This is a genomic window from Legionella gresilensis, from assembly GCF_900639865.1.
GTDB classification, from domain to species: Bacteria; Pseudomonadota; Gammaproteobacteria; order Legionellales; family Legionellaceae; genus Legionella_C; species Legionella_C gresilensis.
This window is the reverse complement of the sequence record NZ_CAAAHX010000028.1, coordinates 1-15302: the sequence shown is the minus strand read 5'-3', so window position 1 is coordinate 15302 and position 15302 is coordinate 1. Positions and strand designations below refer to the sequence as shown.

Here is a 15302-nt window from a genome sequence, read left to right as displayed (position 1 = left end):
GCTTCGCTATTCGTGAAGGCGGCCGAACTGTCGGTGCTGGTGTCGTTGCAAAAATTATTGAGTAAGTATGTGGAATGTGAGATAGTAACGTCTCACATTCAATTGTGTTGTTAAGTTAGGCCAGTAGCTCAATTGGCAGAGCGGCGGTCTCCAAAACCGCAGGTTGGGGGTTCGATTCCCTCCTGGCCTGCCAAAAACCATAAAAGTATGAAAAATTCAGCAAATTCAAAAAGTAATTTTAAAGACATTGGTTTGTGGGCAGGAGTAGCAATAGTAACGATTGCTGCGTTTCTGTGTACTTATTATTTTAACTTTTCAGCACCTATTAAGGCTATTATCTGGATCGCCTGGTTTGTATTAGTTGCTCTTCTAGCCTATTTTACTACTATAGGGCGTCAAGTTTTTGCTTTCGCTATGGAAGCTAAAGTTGAATTGCTAAAAGTAGTATGGCCTACACGCCAGGAAACTATCCAGACTACATCAATCGTTATGATTATGGTTGCAGTCACAGGTTTTATTCTTTGGGCAATTGATTCCGGTATGATGTGGGCAATTGCTAAAATAACTCATTTAGGTTGATAAACGTGGAAGAGCAAAAATCAAAACAGTGGTATGTAGTTCATGCCTATTCAGGTTACGAAAACTTTGTTATGCGTGAGATAAGGGCGCGTGCCGAACAGCATGAAATGCAAGATAAAATTGGTGAGGTCGTTGTTCCTTCTGAAGAAGTAGTTGAAATGCGTGCTGGTCAAAAACGTAAAAGCACCCGCAAATTCTATCCTGGCTATGTACTAGTAAATATGATCATGGATGATAAGACATGGCATATGATTCGTAAAATTCCTCGTGTTTTAGGTTTTATTGGTGGGACAGGTCAAACACCAACACCTATATCTGATAAAGAAGCGCGTGCTATACTTCAACGTATTGAAGATGGTGTTACTAAGCCTAGACCTAAAATTCTTTTTGAACCTGGTGAAGTTATACGCGTTAAGGAAGGTCCATTCGTTGACTTTAATGGCGTAGTCGAAGAAGTTAACTATGAAAAGAATAGACTGCGGGTTGCAGTTCTTATCTTTGGCCGTTCAACGCCAGTAGAACTAGAATTTAGTCAAGTAGAAAAAACTTAATTTAATTTCGTAATTTTTTAAACCTATTTAATTTTATTTAGCTAGCTCACAAAAAGTTAGTTAAATAATTTTTGAATAGGTTTAATATATTGTGATATAATATCGCATTTTGTAATCGGGGAGCTTAGGTACTCATTTTAGAGCCACCAAGCGTTAATTAACCCATCAATGGAGTCCTAAATGGCTAAAAAAGTAGAAGCATATATTAAATTGCAGATCCCTGCAGGTAAGGCAAATCCTAGTCCACCAGTTGGTCCCGCTTTAGGTCAGCGCGGTGTTAACATTATGGAATTTTGTAAAGCTTTTAACGCTGCAACTCAAAATTTAGAAGCTGGTTTGCCTACACCTGTTGTAATAACAGTCTATAATGATAGAAGTTTCACCTTTGTAACTAAAACTCCTCCAGCATCTGTTCTAATTAAGAAAGCTGCCGGTATCCAAAGTGGTAGTGGAAACCCGAATACTAAAAAGGTGGGTAAGATTACACGTGCCCAAGCTGAAGAAATTGCCAAAACAAAAGAACCAGATCTTACAGCAGCGTCATTAGAGGCAGCAGTTCAATGTGTTATCGGAACTGCTAGGAGTATGGGTGTTGAAGTCGAAGGTGTGGAGTAATTTATTATGGCTAAATTAAGCAAAAAGCAGCAAAAGATACGCGAAAAAGTTAAGACAAATTATCTTTATCCCGCTCCTGAGGCGATTGATATTATTAAAGAATTTGCGAGCTCAAAGTTTGAAGAAAGCGTTGATATTAGCGTTAATCTAGGTGTTGATCCTCGTAAGTCGGATCAAGTTGTACGTACTTCAACTAACTTGCCCAAAGGTACAGGTAAGAAGGTTAGAGTCGCCGTATTTGCCCAAGGTGACAATGCTAAAAAAGCGAAAGACGCTGGTGCTGATGTAGTCGGCTTTGAAGATTTAGCTGATCAGATTAAAGCAGGTGAATTAGATTTCGATGTAGTTATTGCAACACCAGATGCTATGCGCATCGTTGGCCAGTTAGGTCAAATTTTAGGGCCAAGAGGGTTAATGCCAAATCCTAAAGTCGGAACTGTAACGATGAACGTTGAAGCTGCGGTTACCGATGCAAAAGCTGGTCAGGTTCGTTACCGTACCGATAAAAATGGTATAATTCATTGTACAGTAGGTAAAGTTCATTTTTCAGCGGATGATTTAATAGAAAATATTGCTGCCTTAATCGCTGACTTAAAGAAAGCAAAACCTGCTTCATCAAAAGGCGTTTATCTTAAGAAAATTACACTTTCATCTACTATGGGGCCTGGATTACCTATTGATCTTGCATCAATACCTGTGTAACATACAACGCCCTTAAATCCGCTTTCACGGCATAGACATGGTTCGATGCCGTCGAAGACCGCAGGTGCTAATATTTAGCTTAATCTCCTGCGCAGACGGTGAACCGGCTTCGGTATTTACCTTAGACGGCCACCATAACTGTCAAATCATTTTTGATTTGAACAACTAAGGAGGTCATTAACGTGACGATAACTTTAGCTGCAAAAAAGGCCGTTGTTGAAGAGGTAACAGAAGTTGCTTCTAAAGCTGTATCGGCTGTAGTTGCTGATTATCGCGGTTTGACTGTGAATCAAATGACTCAATTACGAACGGAAGCTCGAAAGTCAGGCGTTTATTTACGTGTTGTTCGTAACACGCTTACTCGCCGTGCTTTCGAAAACACTCAGTTCTCTTGCCTAAGCGATAAATTGGTTGGTCCTTTATTTATAGCTCTTTCGCTAGAGGCCCCAAGCGATGCGGCACGTTTACTAAAAGAGTTCGTAAAGACATTTGAAAAGCTTGAAATCAAAGCATTATCTGTAGGTGGTAAAGTTTATGACCCAGCTCAACTTGAAGCGGTCGCTAGCTTACCTACACGTGATGAAGCATTAGCTAAGCTAATGTATGTGATGAAAGCACCAGTAGAGAAATTTGTTCGTACTCTTGCAGAGCCTCATGCCAAATTGGTTAGAACGCTTGCTGCAATTAAAGATCAAAAAGAACAAACTGCATAATCTAATATAATTTATTAACTAGGAGCTAGAAATGGCTGTTTCAAAAAATGAGATTCTTGACACTATCTCAAACATGACTGTTATGGAAGTGGTAGAGCTTATCGAAGCAATGGAAGAAAAATTTAATGTTTCTGCAGCTGCTGCAGCTGTTGCTGTTGCTGGTCCTGCTGCTGCTTCTACTGCTGCCGCAGAAGAAAAAACTGAATTTAACGTTGTTATGACTAGCTTTGGTTCTAACAAAGTAGGCGTAATTAAAGTTATTCGTACTATTACAGGTCTTGGCTTAAAAGAAGCTAAAGATTTAGTTGAAGGTGCTCCATCTACTGTTAAAGAAGGGGTATCAAAAGACGAAGCGGCTGATATCAAAAAACAACTCGAAGAAGCTGGCGCTGCTGTCGAAGTTAAGTAATATTGTTATAATTTTTCAAACCCGGCCATGTTTACATGGCTGGGTTTATCTGTTTGATATTATCAATAATTTACAGAGGAATCACCATGGCCACTGCAAAAGCTACCCCTCAACACTATTCCCATGCTGAGCAAAAACGATTTCGCAAAAGCTTTGGTAGGCAGGCTGATAAAATGGCTATTCCCAACCTGCTTGATATTCAGCTAAAATCTTATGCGGATTTTTTAAAGGCTGATTCAAATTCAAATTTATACCAGAATACAGGTCTCCATGCAGCCTTTTTGTCAGTTTTCCCTATACACAGCTTTTCAGGTAATGCAAAACTTGAGTATGTAAGTTATAAGTTAGGCGAACCTGCATTTGATGTTCGTGAATGTAAATTACGTGGTTTAACTTATTCAGCACCTTTACGAGTAAAAATTAGACTTGTTGTTTTAGATAAAGATGCTCCAGGTGAGCCAAAACCAATTAAAGATATACGTGAGCAAGACGTATTCATGGGTGAAATTCCCTTAATGACTGATGTAGGTACATTTGTAATTAATGGTACAGAGCGGGTAGTGGTTTCCCAGCTTCATCGATCTCCTGGTGTGATATTTGAGCATGATAGAGGTAAGACTCATTCATCAGGAAAGCTATTATATTCAGCAAGGATTATTCCTTATCGTGGTTCTTGGTTAGACTTTGAATTTGATCCTAAAGATTGCGTTTTCGTAAGAATTGATCGCCGGCGTAAGCTACCCGTTACTATTTTACTTCGTGCTTTAGGTTATGAAGTTGAAGAAATACTAACAGAATTTTTTGAAACAACAGTTTGTACCTTAAGAAATGGTGAATTTCACATTAATTTAATCCCTTCACGTCTACGGGGGGAGATTGCTTCTTTTAATATTCATGTTCCCGATACAAATGAATTAATTGTAGAACAAGGTCGTCGTATTACAGCTCGCCATATTCGATTAATGGAAAAGAGTAATATGCAAGATCTCGTTGTGCCACATGATTATTTAATTGGTAAAATACTTGCAAGAAATATTATTAATACTGAGACAGGGGAAATGTTGGCGCAAGCTAATGATGAAGTAACCTCTGAGCTGCTTGATCAACTAGCTGAACAAGGCATTTTAACCTTCGATATGATTTATACTAATGACTTGGATCATGGTTCGTATATTTCAGATACTTTAAAAATCGATCCTACTACTAATCAATTAGAAGCGTTGGTTGAAATTTATCGCATGATGCGTCCTGGTGAGCCACCTACAAAAGAAGCCGCTGAAGCTCTCTTTAAAAATTTATTCTTCGCTGAAGATCGCTATGATCTTTCTGCCGTAGGTCGTATGAAGTTTAATCGCCGCGTTGGTCGCAAAGAAGATACAGGTCCAGGTACCCTTACTAAAGAAGATATCCTTGCAGTTATTAAGACCCTTATTGATATCCGTAACGGTATTGGTATGGTGGATGATATTGATCACTTAGGTAATCGCCGCGTAAGAAGTGTAGGCGAGATGGCTGAAAATCAATTTAGGGTTGGATTAGTGCGTGTAGAGCGCGCCGTTAAAGAACGTTTAAGTTTGGTAGAATCAGAAAATTTAATGCCGCAAGATTTAATTAATGCTAAACCTGTTTCAGCAGCTATTAAAGAATTCTTTGGCTCAAGCCAACTTTCCCAATTTATGGATCAGGTTAATCCTCTCTCGGGTGTTACTCATAAACGTCGTGTTTCAGCATTAGGCCCAGGCGGATTAACACGTGAGCGAGCAGGCTTTGAAGTTCGAGACGTACATACAACGCATTACGGTCGTGTATGTCCAATTGAAACCCCTGAAGGCCCGAATATTGGTTTGATTAACTCATTATCAGTTTATGCTCGTACCAATGATTATGGCTTTATTGAAACTCCTTGCCGTAAAGTTATTGATGGCCGTGTCACTGACGAAATTGAGTATTTATCTGCAATTGAAGAAGTAGATCAATATATTGCCCAGTCAACAGTGACTGTTGATGAAAAGGGTAATATTACCGCCGACCTAGTACCATGTAGACATCAGAATGAGTTCTCATTAACTACTCCTGATAAAATTAACTATATGGATGTTTCACCTAAGCAAATCGTGTCAGTAGCTGCTTCATTAATTCCCTTCCTTGAACATGATGACGCGAATCGAGCTTTAATGGGTTCAAACATGCAGCGCCAGGCTGTACCGACGCTGCGTTCTGAAAAGCCTCTAGTCGGGACAGGTATGGAGCGCACGGTAGCCTCTGATTCTGGTGTATCCGTGGTTGCTAAACGGGGTGGTATTATTGACCTAGTAGATGCCTCAAGGATTGTTGTTCGTGTTAATGATGAAGAGACGAGTGCTGGCGAAACTGGCGTAGACATCTATAATTTAACTAAGTACTTCCGTTCCAATCAGGACACTTGTATTAATCAGCGTCCAATTGTGGCGAAAGGGGATAGAATACGTCGTGGTGATGTACTGGCTGATGGCCCTTGTACAGATATGGGCGAATTGGCCTTAGGTCAAAACCTACTTGTAGCATTTATGCCTTGGAATGGTTATAACTTTGAGGATTCCATATTAATTTCAGAAAGAATTGTTCAAGAAGAGCGATTTACAACTATCCATATCGAGGAGCTAACTTGTATAGCACGTGATACCAAATTAGGTACCGAAGAAATTACAGCGGATATTCCTAATGTTGGTGAATCGGCCTTAGCCAGCCTTGATGAATCTGGCGTTGTTTATATTGGTGCAGAAGTCAATGCCGGTGATATTTTAGTTGGTAAAGTAACACCAAAAGGTGAAACGCAGCTTACTCCAGAAGAAAAACTACTACGTGCTATTTTCGGTGAAAAAGCGTCTGATGTAAAAGACTCTTCTCTACGAGTCCCTTCTGGTATGAATGGTACAGTAATTGATGTACAGGTATTTACGCGCGATGGTCTCGAAAAAGATGAGCGGGCAAAAAGTATTGAAGAAGAACACTTAGCACGTGTACGTAAAGACTTAATTGATGAGCGACGTATTCGTGAAGAAGATATCTATCATCGTGTGTTTAATTTATTGCTAAATAAGCCTGCCACAGGTGGTCCAGGCAACATTAAAGCAGGCACTAAAATTTCGGAAGATTACCTAAATTCAATTACTAGAGAGAAATGGTTTGATATTCGAATTGACGATGATGCAGTAAGCCAACAATTAGAGCAACTTTCTAAGCAGCTTGAATTGTTAAGTAAAGAAATGGAAAAACGCTTTAATGATAGCCGTAAAAAAATAATTCAGGGCGATGATTTAGCACCGGGCGTATTAAAGATTGTTAAAGTTTACCTTGCTGTTAAACGTCGTATTCAGCCAGGTGATAAAATGGCAGGACGACATGGAAATAAAGGGGTAATCTCAATTGTAGTGCCTGTTGAAGATATGCCTTATATGGAAGATGGTACAGCTGTAGATATTGTATTAAATCCACTTGGCGTACCCTCTCGAATGAATATTGGACAGGTTTTAGAGACCCACTTAGGTCTTGCAGCAAAAGGATTAGGTAATCGAATTGCTAGCTTAATTGATGAGGAGCGTCCTCTTAAAGAGATACGCAACTTTTTAAATGAAATTTATAACCATGACGGAATGCAGCGAGTGAATTTAGACGCTCTAAATGAAAGTCAATTAAAATTGCTAGCTGATAATCTAAGAAATGGTGTACCGATGGCAACGCCTGTATTTGATGGCGCCTCAGAAGCTGAAATTAAATCGATGTTAGAACTTGCTGGCCTACCAGCTGATGGTAAAACAACATTAATTGATGGGCGGACTGGTCGCAAATTTGATAACCCAGTAACGGTTGGTTACATGTATATGCTAAAGCTCAATCACTTAGTTGATGACAAAATGCATGCTCGTTCTACTGGGTCTTACAGCCTTGTAACCCAGCAACCATTGGGCGGTAAAGCACAATTTGGTGGTCAGCGGTTTGGGGAAATGGAAGTTTGGGCGCTTGAAGCATATGGTGCTGCTTATACGTTACAAGAAATGTTAACAGTTAAATCAGACGATGTCGGAGGACGAACTAAGATCTATAAGAATATAGTTGATGGTGATCATCGTATGGATCCTGGAATGCCTGAATCCTTTAATGTGTTATTAAAAGAGATTCGTGCTCTGGGTATTGATATTGAATTAGACCATGACTAATTACTCAGTGATGTATTCTGACAACTAATTTTTGGAGGCATAGATTTGGCTACTCTAAGCGGTAATCACATGAGAAAAGCACCGGTAATGAGTGACTTACTAGGTATTCTTAAACAGCAAGGTCAAAGTGAAGAATTTGACGCAATTAAAATTGCACTGGCTTCGCCTGATTTAATACGTTCTTGGTCGTATGGTGAAGTAAAGAAACCAGAAACGATTAATTATCGGACTTTTAAACCAGAGCGAGATGGTTTATTTTGTGCAAAAACATTTGGACCTATTAAAGATTATGAATGCTTATGTGGAAAATATAAGCGCTTAAAACACCGTGGTGTAATCTGTGAAAAGTGTGGTGTTGAACTCGCATTAGCAAAAGTACGGCGTGAGCGGATGGGCCATATTGAATTAGCAAGCCCAGTAGCGCATATATGGTTCTTAAAATCATTACCATCTCGGATTGGTCTATTACTTGATATGACTTTAAGAGATATTGAGCGTGTTCTTTATTTTGAAGCATTTGTTGTCGTTGATCCCGGCATGACAGAGTTAGAACGTAGGCAATTATTAAATGATGAAGCCTACTTAGAAGCAATGGAAGAATACGGTGATGAATTTGACGCACGGATGGGTGCTGAAGCAATACGTGAGCTGCTTCGTCAAATCGATTTAGAAGAAGAAATTAAATCACTACGAGAAGAGCTACCATTAACTAATTCTGAAACCAAAGTTAAGAAAATTACTAAACGGTTAAAATTATTAGAAGCCTTTTATGAATCAGGTAATAAGCCAGAGTGGATGATTATGGATGTCTTACCGGTTTTACCACCGGATTTACGACCATTAGTACCTCTTGATGGTGGCCGTTTTGCAACTTCTGATTTAAATGATTTATATCGTCGAGTTATTAACCGTAACAATCGTTTAAAACGTTTATTAGATCTTAATGCGCCTGATATCATTGTTCGCAATGAAAAACGTATGTTACAAGAATCAGTAGATGCTCTACTTGATAACGGTCGTCGTGGTCGAGCCATTACGGGTACCAATAAGCGGCCTTTAAAATCCTTAGCAGATATGATTAAAGGGAAGCAAGGTCGTTTCCGTCAAAATCTGTTAGGTAAGCGGGTTGATTACTCCGGTCGTTCAGTTATTGTTGTTGGACCTACTTTACGTCTACATCAATGCGGTTTACCAAAGAAAATGGCATTAGAACTTTTTAAACCGTTTATTTTCAGTAAACTAGAATTTAGAGGTTTAGCTACTACCATTAAAGCGGCTAAAAAAATGGTAGAAAGAGAAGAGCCAGTTGTTTGGGATATTCTAGAAGATGTTATTCGAGAGCATCCAATCTTATTAAACCGTGCCCCAACTTTACACCGCTTAGGTATCCAAGCGTTTGAGCCTGTATTAATTGAAGGAAAGGCTATTCAGCTTCATCCGCTTGTTTGTACAGCGTATAATGCTGACTTCGACGGGGACCAGATGGCCGTGCATATTCCACTTACTCTGGAAGCACAGCTAGAAGCTCGCTCTTTAATGATGTCGACTAACAATATCTTATCACCAGCTAGTGGTGAACCAATTATTGTACCTAGTCAGGACGTTGTTTTAGGTCTCTATTATTTAACTCGTGAGCGTGTTAATGCAAAGGGTGAAGGTAAATTCTTCGCTAGTGCGCAAGAAGCACAGAATTTTTACGAAGCTGGCCTCATTGATTTACATGCAAAAGTTAAACTTCGCCTCCCTGTAGAAATAGAAGAGGAAAGTGGCGATGAAGGTGAAGGCGGTGGTGAAAGACGAGTTAAATATGAGCTTGTCGAAACAACTGTCGGCCGAGGCATCTTATCAGATATTTTGCCAAGAGGCATGTCATTTGAACAAATTAATCGTCCCATGACGAAAAAGGCAATATCTAAAGTAGTTGATAGTTGTTATCGTAAATTTGGCTTAAAAGAAACAGTTATTTTTGCTGACCAACTCATGTATATGGGCTTTAAATTTGCAACTCGAGCTGGCGCATCTATTGGTATTGAAGATATGGAGATACCAGAAGATAAAGCAAACATTATCGAGCAAGCAGATAATGAAGTACGTGAAATTGAATCACAATACCGTTCAGGTTTGGTAACAAACGGTGAGCGTTACAATAAAGTTATCGATATATGGTCACGTACGAATGAAATGGTTGCCAAGTCGATGATGACTCGCATCGCGACAGAAGAAGTGGTTGATGGTGAAGGAAAAACAATAAGACAAGCGTCATTTAACCCAATCTTTATGATGGCTGACTCAGGTGCGCGGGGTTCTGCGGCACAGATTCGTCAGTTAGCGGGTATGCGGGGATTAATGGCTGCTCCAGACGGCTCAATTATTGAAACACCTATTACGGCGAATTTCCGCGAAGGTCTAAATGTTTTCCAATACTTTATTTCGACCCACGGTGCACGTAAAGGTCTAGCAGATACTGCATTAAAAACAGCTAACTCAGGTTATTTAACTCGTCGCCTAGTTGATGTGGCTCAAGACGTAGTAATCACTGAAGAAGATTGCGGTACTGATCAAGGTATTCTCATGCAACCGCTAATTGAAGGCGGAGATATTGTTGAACCTTTACATGAACGCGTTTTAGGTCGTGTTGTTGCTAAAGATGTTTACATTCCTAATCAAAGCGAGCCTATTGTGACAGCCGGTACACTTTTAGATGAAGAGTTAGTCGAAAAACTTGAGCGCTATAGTGTTGATCAGGTACTTGTCCGCTCGCCAATAGAATGTAGGACTCGTTTTGGACTTTGCGCTAAATGTTATGGGCGCGATCTAGCTAGAGGACACTTAGTTAATACGGGTGAAGCTGTAGGCATTATCGCAGCGCAATCAATTGGTGAACCTGGTACGCAGTTAACCATGAGAACCTTCCATATTGGTGGTGCGGCCTCCAGAGCAACTGCAGCTAATAATATCCAAATTAAAAATAAAGGTGTTATTCGTTTACATAATATTAAAACTGTAACCCATGCTAATGGCAATCTTGTTGCTGTATCTCGCTCAGGTGAAGTGTCTATCGTCGATGATTTTGGTCGCGAAAGGGAGCGCTACAAGCTGCCTTATGGTGCGGTACTGACGGTACAAGACAATACAGCTGTTGAAGCCGGTCAGATCATTGCAAGCTGGGATCCGCATACCCACCCCGTTATCTCTGAAGTTAGTGGACGATTGAAATTTATTGACCTTATTGAAGGTATAACAATGAATCGTCAAACTGACGAAATTACAGGGTTAAGTAATATTGTCGTCACAGATGCTAAACAACGAAGCGCTTTAGGTCGAGATATGCGTCCAATGGTGAAGTTAGTATCTGATGATGGTGAAGAAATTTTCTTAGCAGGTACGAATGTACCGGCTCAGTATTATTTGCCAGTCGATGCAATCATTAACTTTGAGGATGGTAGTGAGGTAGGTGTAGGGGACGTTATTGCCCGTATCCCGCAAGAGCGTTCTAAGACACGTGATATTACAGGGGGCTTACCTCGAGTAGCTGACTTGTTTGAAGCGCGTAAACCTAAAGATGCTGCTGTAATGGCTGAAATTTCAGGAATAGTAAACTTTGGCAAGGAAACAAAAGGTAAGCGACGTCTCATCATTACTGAGTCAGAGAATAAATCACATGAAGAGCTTATACCTAAATGGCGCCATATATCAGTATTTGAAGGTGAGCATGTTGAGCGTGGTGAAATTATAGCTGAAGGCCCACTAAATCCACATGATATCTTACGCTTGTTGGGTGTAGGTGCATTAGCAAATTATATTGTCAATGAAGTGCAGGATGTATATCGTTTACAAGGCGTAAAAATTAATGATAAGCATATTGAAACGATCGTTCGACAAATGCTACGCAAACGTGTCATTACCTATGCTGGTGATTCAAAATTCCTGGTGGGTGAACAAGTAGAGGAAAGTGTGATGCTGCAAGAAAATGATAAGCTTGCAGAGGCAAATAAGGAATTAGCAAGAGGGATACCAATATTGCTAGGTATTACAAAAGCTTCTTTGGCAACAGAATCATTTATCTCTGCTGCATCCTTCCAAGAAACAACTCGCGTACTAACTGAAGCGGCAGTTAGTGGAAAGGTGGATGATTTGCGTGGGTTAAAAGAAAACGTTATGGTGGGTCGTTTAATTCCGGCAGGAACTGGATATACCTATCATCAAAAGCGAAAAGCGAAACGTGCAAAAGCATTAGGAAATGAGCATAATACGCATACAGTGACTGCAAGTGATGTGGAACATGCACTTAGCGAGGCATTGAATGCTGACAACCATGATCATTAATTCGGATTAAACATTAGCAGATTTGCTTGACAAATCTGCTATCCCTATATAGAATCCGGCCTCCTTATGCATTCGAAATATGACCAAAAAAATTCGGAGTTAAGAATAAATGGCTACTATTAACCAGTTAGTAAGAAAGCCTCGGGTACACGCAAAAAAGAAAAGTAATGTCCCTGCGCTAGAATCATGCCCTCAACGTCGTGGCGTATGTACACGTGTCTATACAACTACACCCAAAAAACCTAACTCAGCGATGCGTAAGGTAACTCGTGTTCGGCTCACAAATGGTTTTGAAGTAACTTCCTATATTGGTGGTGAGGGGCACAATTTACAGGAGCACTCTGTAGTGCTTATTCGAGGTGGTCGTGTTAAGGACTTGCCAGGTGTGCGCTATCATACTATTCGTGGAAGTCTAGATACCTCAGGTGTCAATGATCGTAAGCAAGGACGTTCTAAATACGGAACCAAAAAGCCTAAAGATAAGAAATAATTGATAGTAGGAATGTGAAATGCCTAGAAGAAGAGAAGTCCCCAAACGCGAAATTTTGCCTGATCCCAAGTATCATAGTGAATTATTGGCAAAATTTATCAACGTATTAATGGTAAGCGGTAAAAAATCAACCGCTGAGAAAATTATATATGGTGCACTAGCGCTATTATCTGATCGAGTTAAGAAAGCGAAGAAGCACGATGAAGAGGGTGGTGAAAGTGGCAATGCTACTGGCACAAATCTCGTCTTACGTTATTTTGAGCAAGCGCTTGATAACGTTAGGCCTACCGTTGAAGTTCGTTCACGGCGAGTAGGTGGCGCAACTTATCAAGTTCCAGTTGAAGTTCGTACTGATCGTAGTATTGCTTTGGGTATGCGTTGGATTGTCCAAGCTGCTCGTTCACGTGGTGAAAAAGGCATGATGTTACGTTTAGCAGGCGAATTAATGGATGCTTACGAGAATAAAGGTTCTGCTGCTAAAAAACGTGAAGACACACATAAAATGGCTAAAGCTAACCAAGCTTTTGCGCATTTTAGATGGAATTAGGAGAGGTAATCCGTGTCTACTCCATTAGAACTTTACAGAAATATTGGTATCGCGGCTCACGTTGATGCTGGTAAAACAACAACAACAGAGCGTGTCTTATTCTATACAGGCATGTCTCATAAAATTGGTGAAGTACACGATGGCGCTGCGACAATGGACTGGATGGTTCAGGAGCAAGAGCGCGGGATTACCATTACTTCTGCGGCTACCACTTGCTATTGGCAAGGTATGGATAAGCAATATCCTAAACACCGTATCAACATTATTGACACCCCAGGTCACGTAGATTTTATGATTGAAGTAGAACGCTCTCTACGTGTTCTTGATGGGGCAATAGTTGTATTTGATGCTGTATCAGGTGTTGAGCCACAGTCAGAAACAGTATGGCGTCAAGCTGATAAATATGGTGTGCCCAGAATTGTATTTGTAAATAAAATGGATCGTATGGGCGCGAACTTCCTACGTGTCGTTAGCCAAATTAAACAAAGACTTGGATCAAATCCTGTCGTTTTACAGTTGCCTATAGGATCAGAAGACGCTTTTGTTGGTGTCATTGATTTAATTAAAATGAAAGCAATTCACTGGGATGAAGAAAGTAAAGGAATGTCCTTTGAATATAAAGATATTCCAGTTGAAATGTTACCTCAATGTGAAGAGTATAGAGCTAAAATTATTGAAGCTGCAGCTGAAGCAACTGAAGAGTTGATGGAAAAATACTTAGAGGGCGAAGAATTTAACGAAAAAGAAATGAAAGAGGCTCTTCGTCATCTTACAGTTACCAATAAAATTGTACCTGTTTTCTGTGGTTCAGCTTTCAAAAATAAGGGTGTTCAAGCAGTATTAGATGGCGTTGTTGACTATCTTCCATCGCCTATCGATATTCCTGCAATTACAGGGCATGATGATGACGGCAATGAAGTAAATCGTAAAACGTCTTATGATGAACCTTTTTCAGCTCTTGCATTTAAGATTGCAACGGATCCTTTTGTTGGTACATTAACTTATTTCCGTGCTTATTCAGGTGTACTTAAAAGTGGCGATACCATTTACAATTCAGTAAAAGGTAAAAAAGAGCGTATTGGTCGTATATTGCAAATGCATGCTAATTCTCGTGAGGAAATTAAAGAAGTACGAGCAGGAGATATTGCAGCAGCAGTAGGACTTAAAACGGTTACTACTGGTGATACGCTGTGTGACATTGATAAACCAGTAATACTAGAACGTATGGACTTCCCGGATCCAGTAATTGCAGTTGCTGTAGAGCCTAAAACCAAAGCTGACCAAGAGAAAATGGGAATTGCCTTGGGTAAATTAGCACAGGAAGACCCATCTTTCCGCGTTCATACTGATGAAGAGTCAGGTCAGACAATTATTCAAGGTATGGGCGAGCTTCACTTGGAAATTATTGTTGATCGCATGAAACGTGAATTTAACGTTGAAGCAAATGTTGGTAAACCACAAGTAGCTTATCGCGAAACAATTAAGCAGACAGTTGAGCAAGAAGGCAAATTCGTACGTCAGTCAGGCGGTCGCGGTCAATATGGTCATGTTTGGCTTAAAATTGAGCCGCAAGAGCAAGGCAAAGGATATGAATTCGTTAATGCTATTGTTGGTGGTGTAATACCAAAAGAATATATTCCAGCAGTAGATAAAGGAATTCAAGAGCAATTACAAAATGGTGTTATTGCTGGCTATCCTGTTGTTGATGTAAAAGTCACTCTATTTGATGGTTCATATCATGAAGTGGACTCAAGTGAAATGGCATTTAAAATTGCTGGTTCACAATGCTTCAAGCAAGGTGCTCTTAAAGCAAAACCAGTTCTTCTTGAACCAATAATGAGTGTTGAAGTTGTAACTCCTGAAGACTATATGGGCGATGTGATGGGTGACTTAAATCGCCGCAGGGGTATGGTACAAGGTATGGAAGATTCACCAGCTGGTAAGATAATTCGAGCAGAAGTTCCATTAGCTGAAATGTTTGGCTATGCAACAGATGTTCGTTCTATAAGCCAGGGCCGTGGAACATTTTCTATGGAATTTGCACGATACGCTGAAGCGCCTTCGAATATTGCTGAAGCGATAATTAAGAAACAATAAGTTACGAGGTATTGAAATGGCGAAGGAAAAGTTTGAACGAAAAAAGCCACACGTGAATGTGGGAACGATTGGCCACG

General features: G+C 40.1%; 11 protein-coding genes and 1 tRNA gene. All 12 read left to right on the top strand.

Features of this window, described 5'->3' with window-relative positions; translation table 11 throughout:
• Window positions 1-117 precede the first annotated feature (117 nt).
• The 12 genes from E1P04_RS17075 to fusA all read left to right on the top strand — a co-directional run bounded on the left by E1P04_RS17075 (window position 118) and on the right by fusA (window position 15225).
• Window positions 118-193, top strand: a tRNA-Trp gene (locus tag E1P04_RS17075).
• 14 nt (window positions 194-207) lie between these two features.
• Window positions 208-579: a preprotein translocase subunit SecE gene (secE, locus tag E1P04_RS17070; RefSeq protein ID WP_131784069.1), complete on the top strand. Its 372-nt coding sequence runs from the start codon at window positions 208-210 to the stop codon at window positions 577-579.
• A gap of 5 nt (window positions 580-584) precedes the next feature.
• On the top strand, window positions 585-1130 hold the full coding sequence (gene nusG / locus E1P04_RS17065) for a transcription termination/antitermination protein NusG (RefSeq protein ID WP_165482196.1): 546 nt from the start codon (window positions 585-587) through the stop codon (window positions 1128-1130).
• Between the two features lie 180 nt (window positions 1131-1310).
• Entirely contained in the window at window positions 1311-1745 is a 435-nt protein-coding gene (gene rplK, locus E1P04_RS17060) for a 50S ribosomal protein L11 (protein WP_115329892.1), read from the top strand.
• 6 nt (window positions 1746-1751) lie between these two features.
• Complete coding sequence (gene rplA, locus E1P04_RS17055; protein ID WP_131784068.1) at window positions 1752-2447, top strand: 50S ribosomal protein L1; 696 nt, start codon at window positions 1752-1754, stop codon at window positions 2445-2447.
• A gap of 182 nt (window positions 2448-2629) precedes the next feature.
• Window positions 2630-3160, top strand: coding sequence for a 50S ribosomal protein L10 (gene rplJ / locus E1P04_RS17050; protein WP_131784067.1), 531 nt, complete (start codon window positions 2630-2632; stop codon window positions 3158-3160).
• Window positions 3161-3191: 31 nt separating this feature from the next.
• Window positions 3192-3569, top strand: a complete 378-nt coding sequence (gene rplL, locus E1P04_RS17045) for a 50S ribosomal protein L7/L12 (RefSeq protein WP_115329898.1) — start codon at window positions 3192-3194, stop codon at window positions 3567-3569.
• Between the two features lie 86 nt (window positions 3570-3655).
• Window positions 3656-7765, top strand: coding sequence for a DNA-directed RNA polymerase subunit beta (gene rpoB, locus E1P04_RS17040; RefSeq protein WP_131784066.1), 4110 nt, complete (start codon window positions 3656-3658; stop codon window positions 7763-7765).
• 87 nt (window positions 7766-7852) lie between these two features.
• Window positions 7853-12091, top strand: coding sequence for a DNA-directed RNA polymerase subunit beta' (gene rpoC / locus E1P04_RS17035; RefSeq protein WP_165482843.1), 4239 nt, complete (start codon window positions 7853-7855; stop codon window positions 12089-12091).
• Between the two features lie 109 nt (window positions 12092-12200).
• Window positions 12201-12581 carry a 30S ribosomal protein S12 gene (gene rpsL / locus E1P04_RS17030; RefSeq protein WP_131784064.1) on the top strand — a complete coding sequence of 127 codons (381 nt, stop codon included), beginning with the start codon at window positions 12201-12203 and terminating at the stop codon, window positions 12579-12581.
• A 19-nt stretch (window positions 12582-12600) separates the two neighbouring features.
• Window positions 12601-13128: a 30S ribosomal protein S7 gene (gene rpsG / locus E1P04_RS17025; protein WP_131784063.1), complete on the top strand. Its 528-nt coding sequence runs from the start codon at window positions 12601-12603 to the stop codon at window positions 13126-13128.
• A gap of 12 nt (window positions 13129-13140) precedes the next feature.
• Entirely contained in the window at window positions 13141-15225 is a 2085-nt protein-coding gene (gene fusA, locus E1P04_RS17020) for an elongation factor G (RefSeq protein ID WP_131784062.1), read from the top strand.
• Window positions 15226-15302 lie beyond the last annotated feature (77 nt).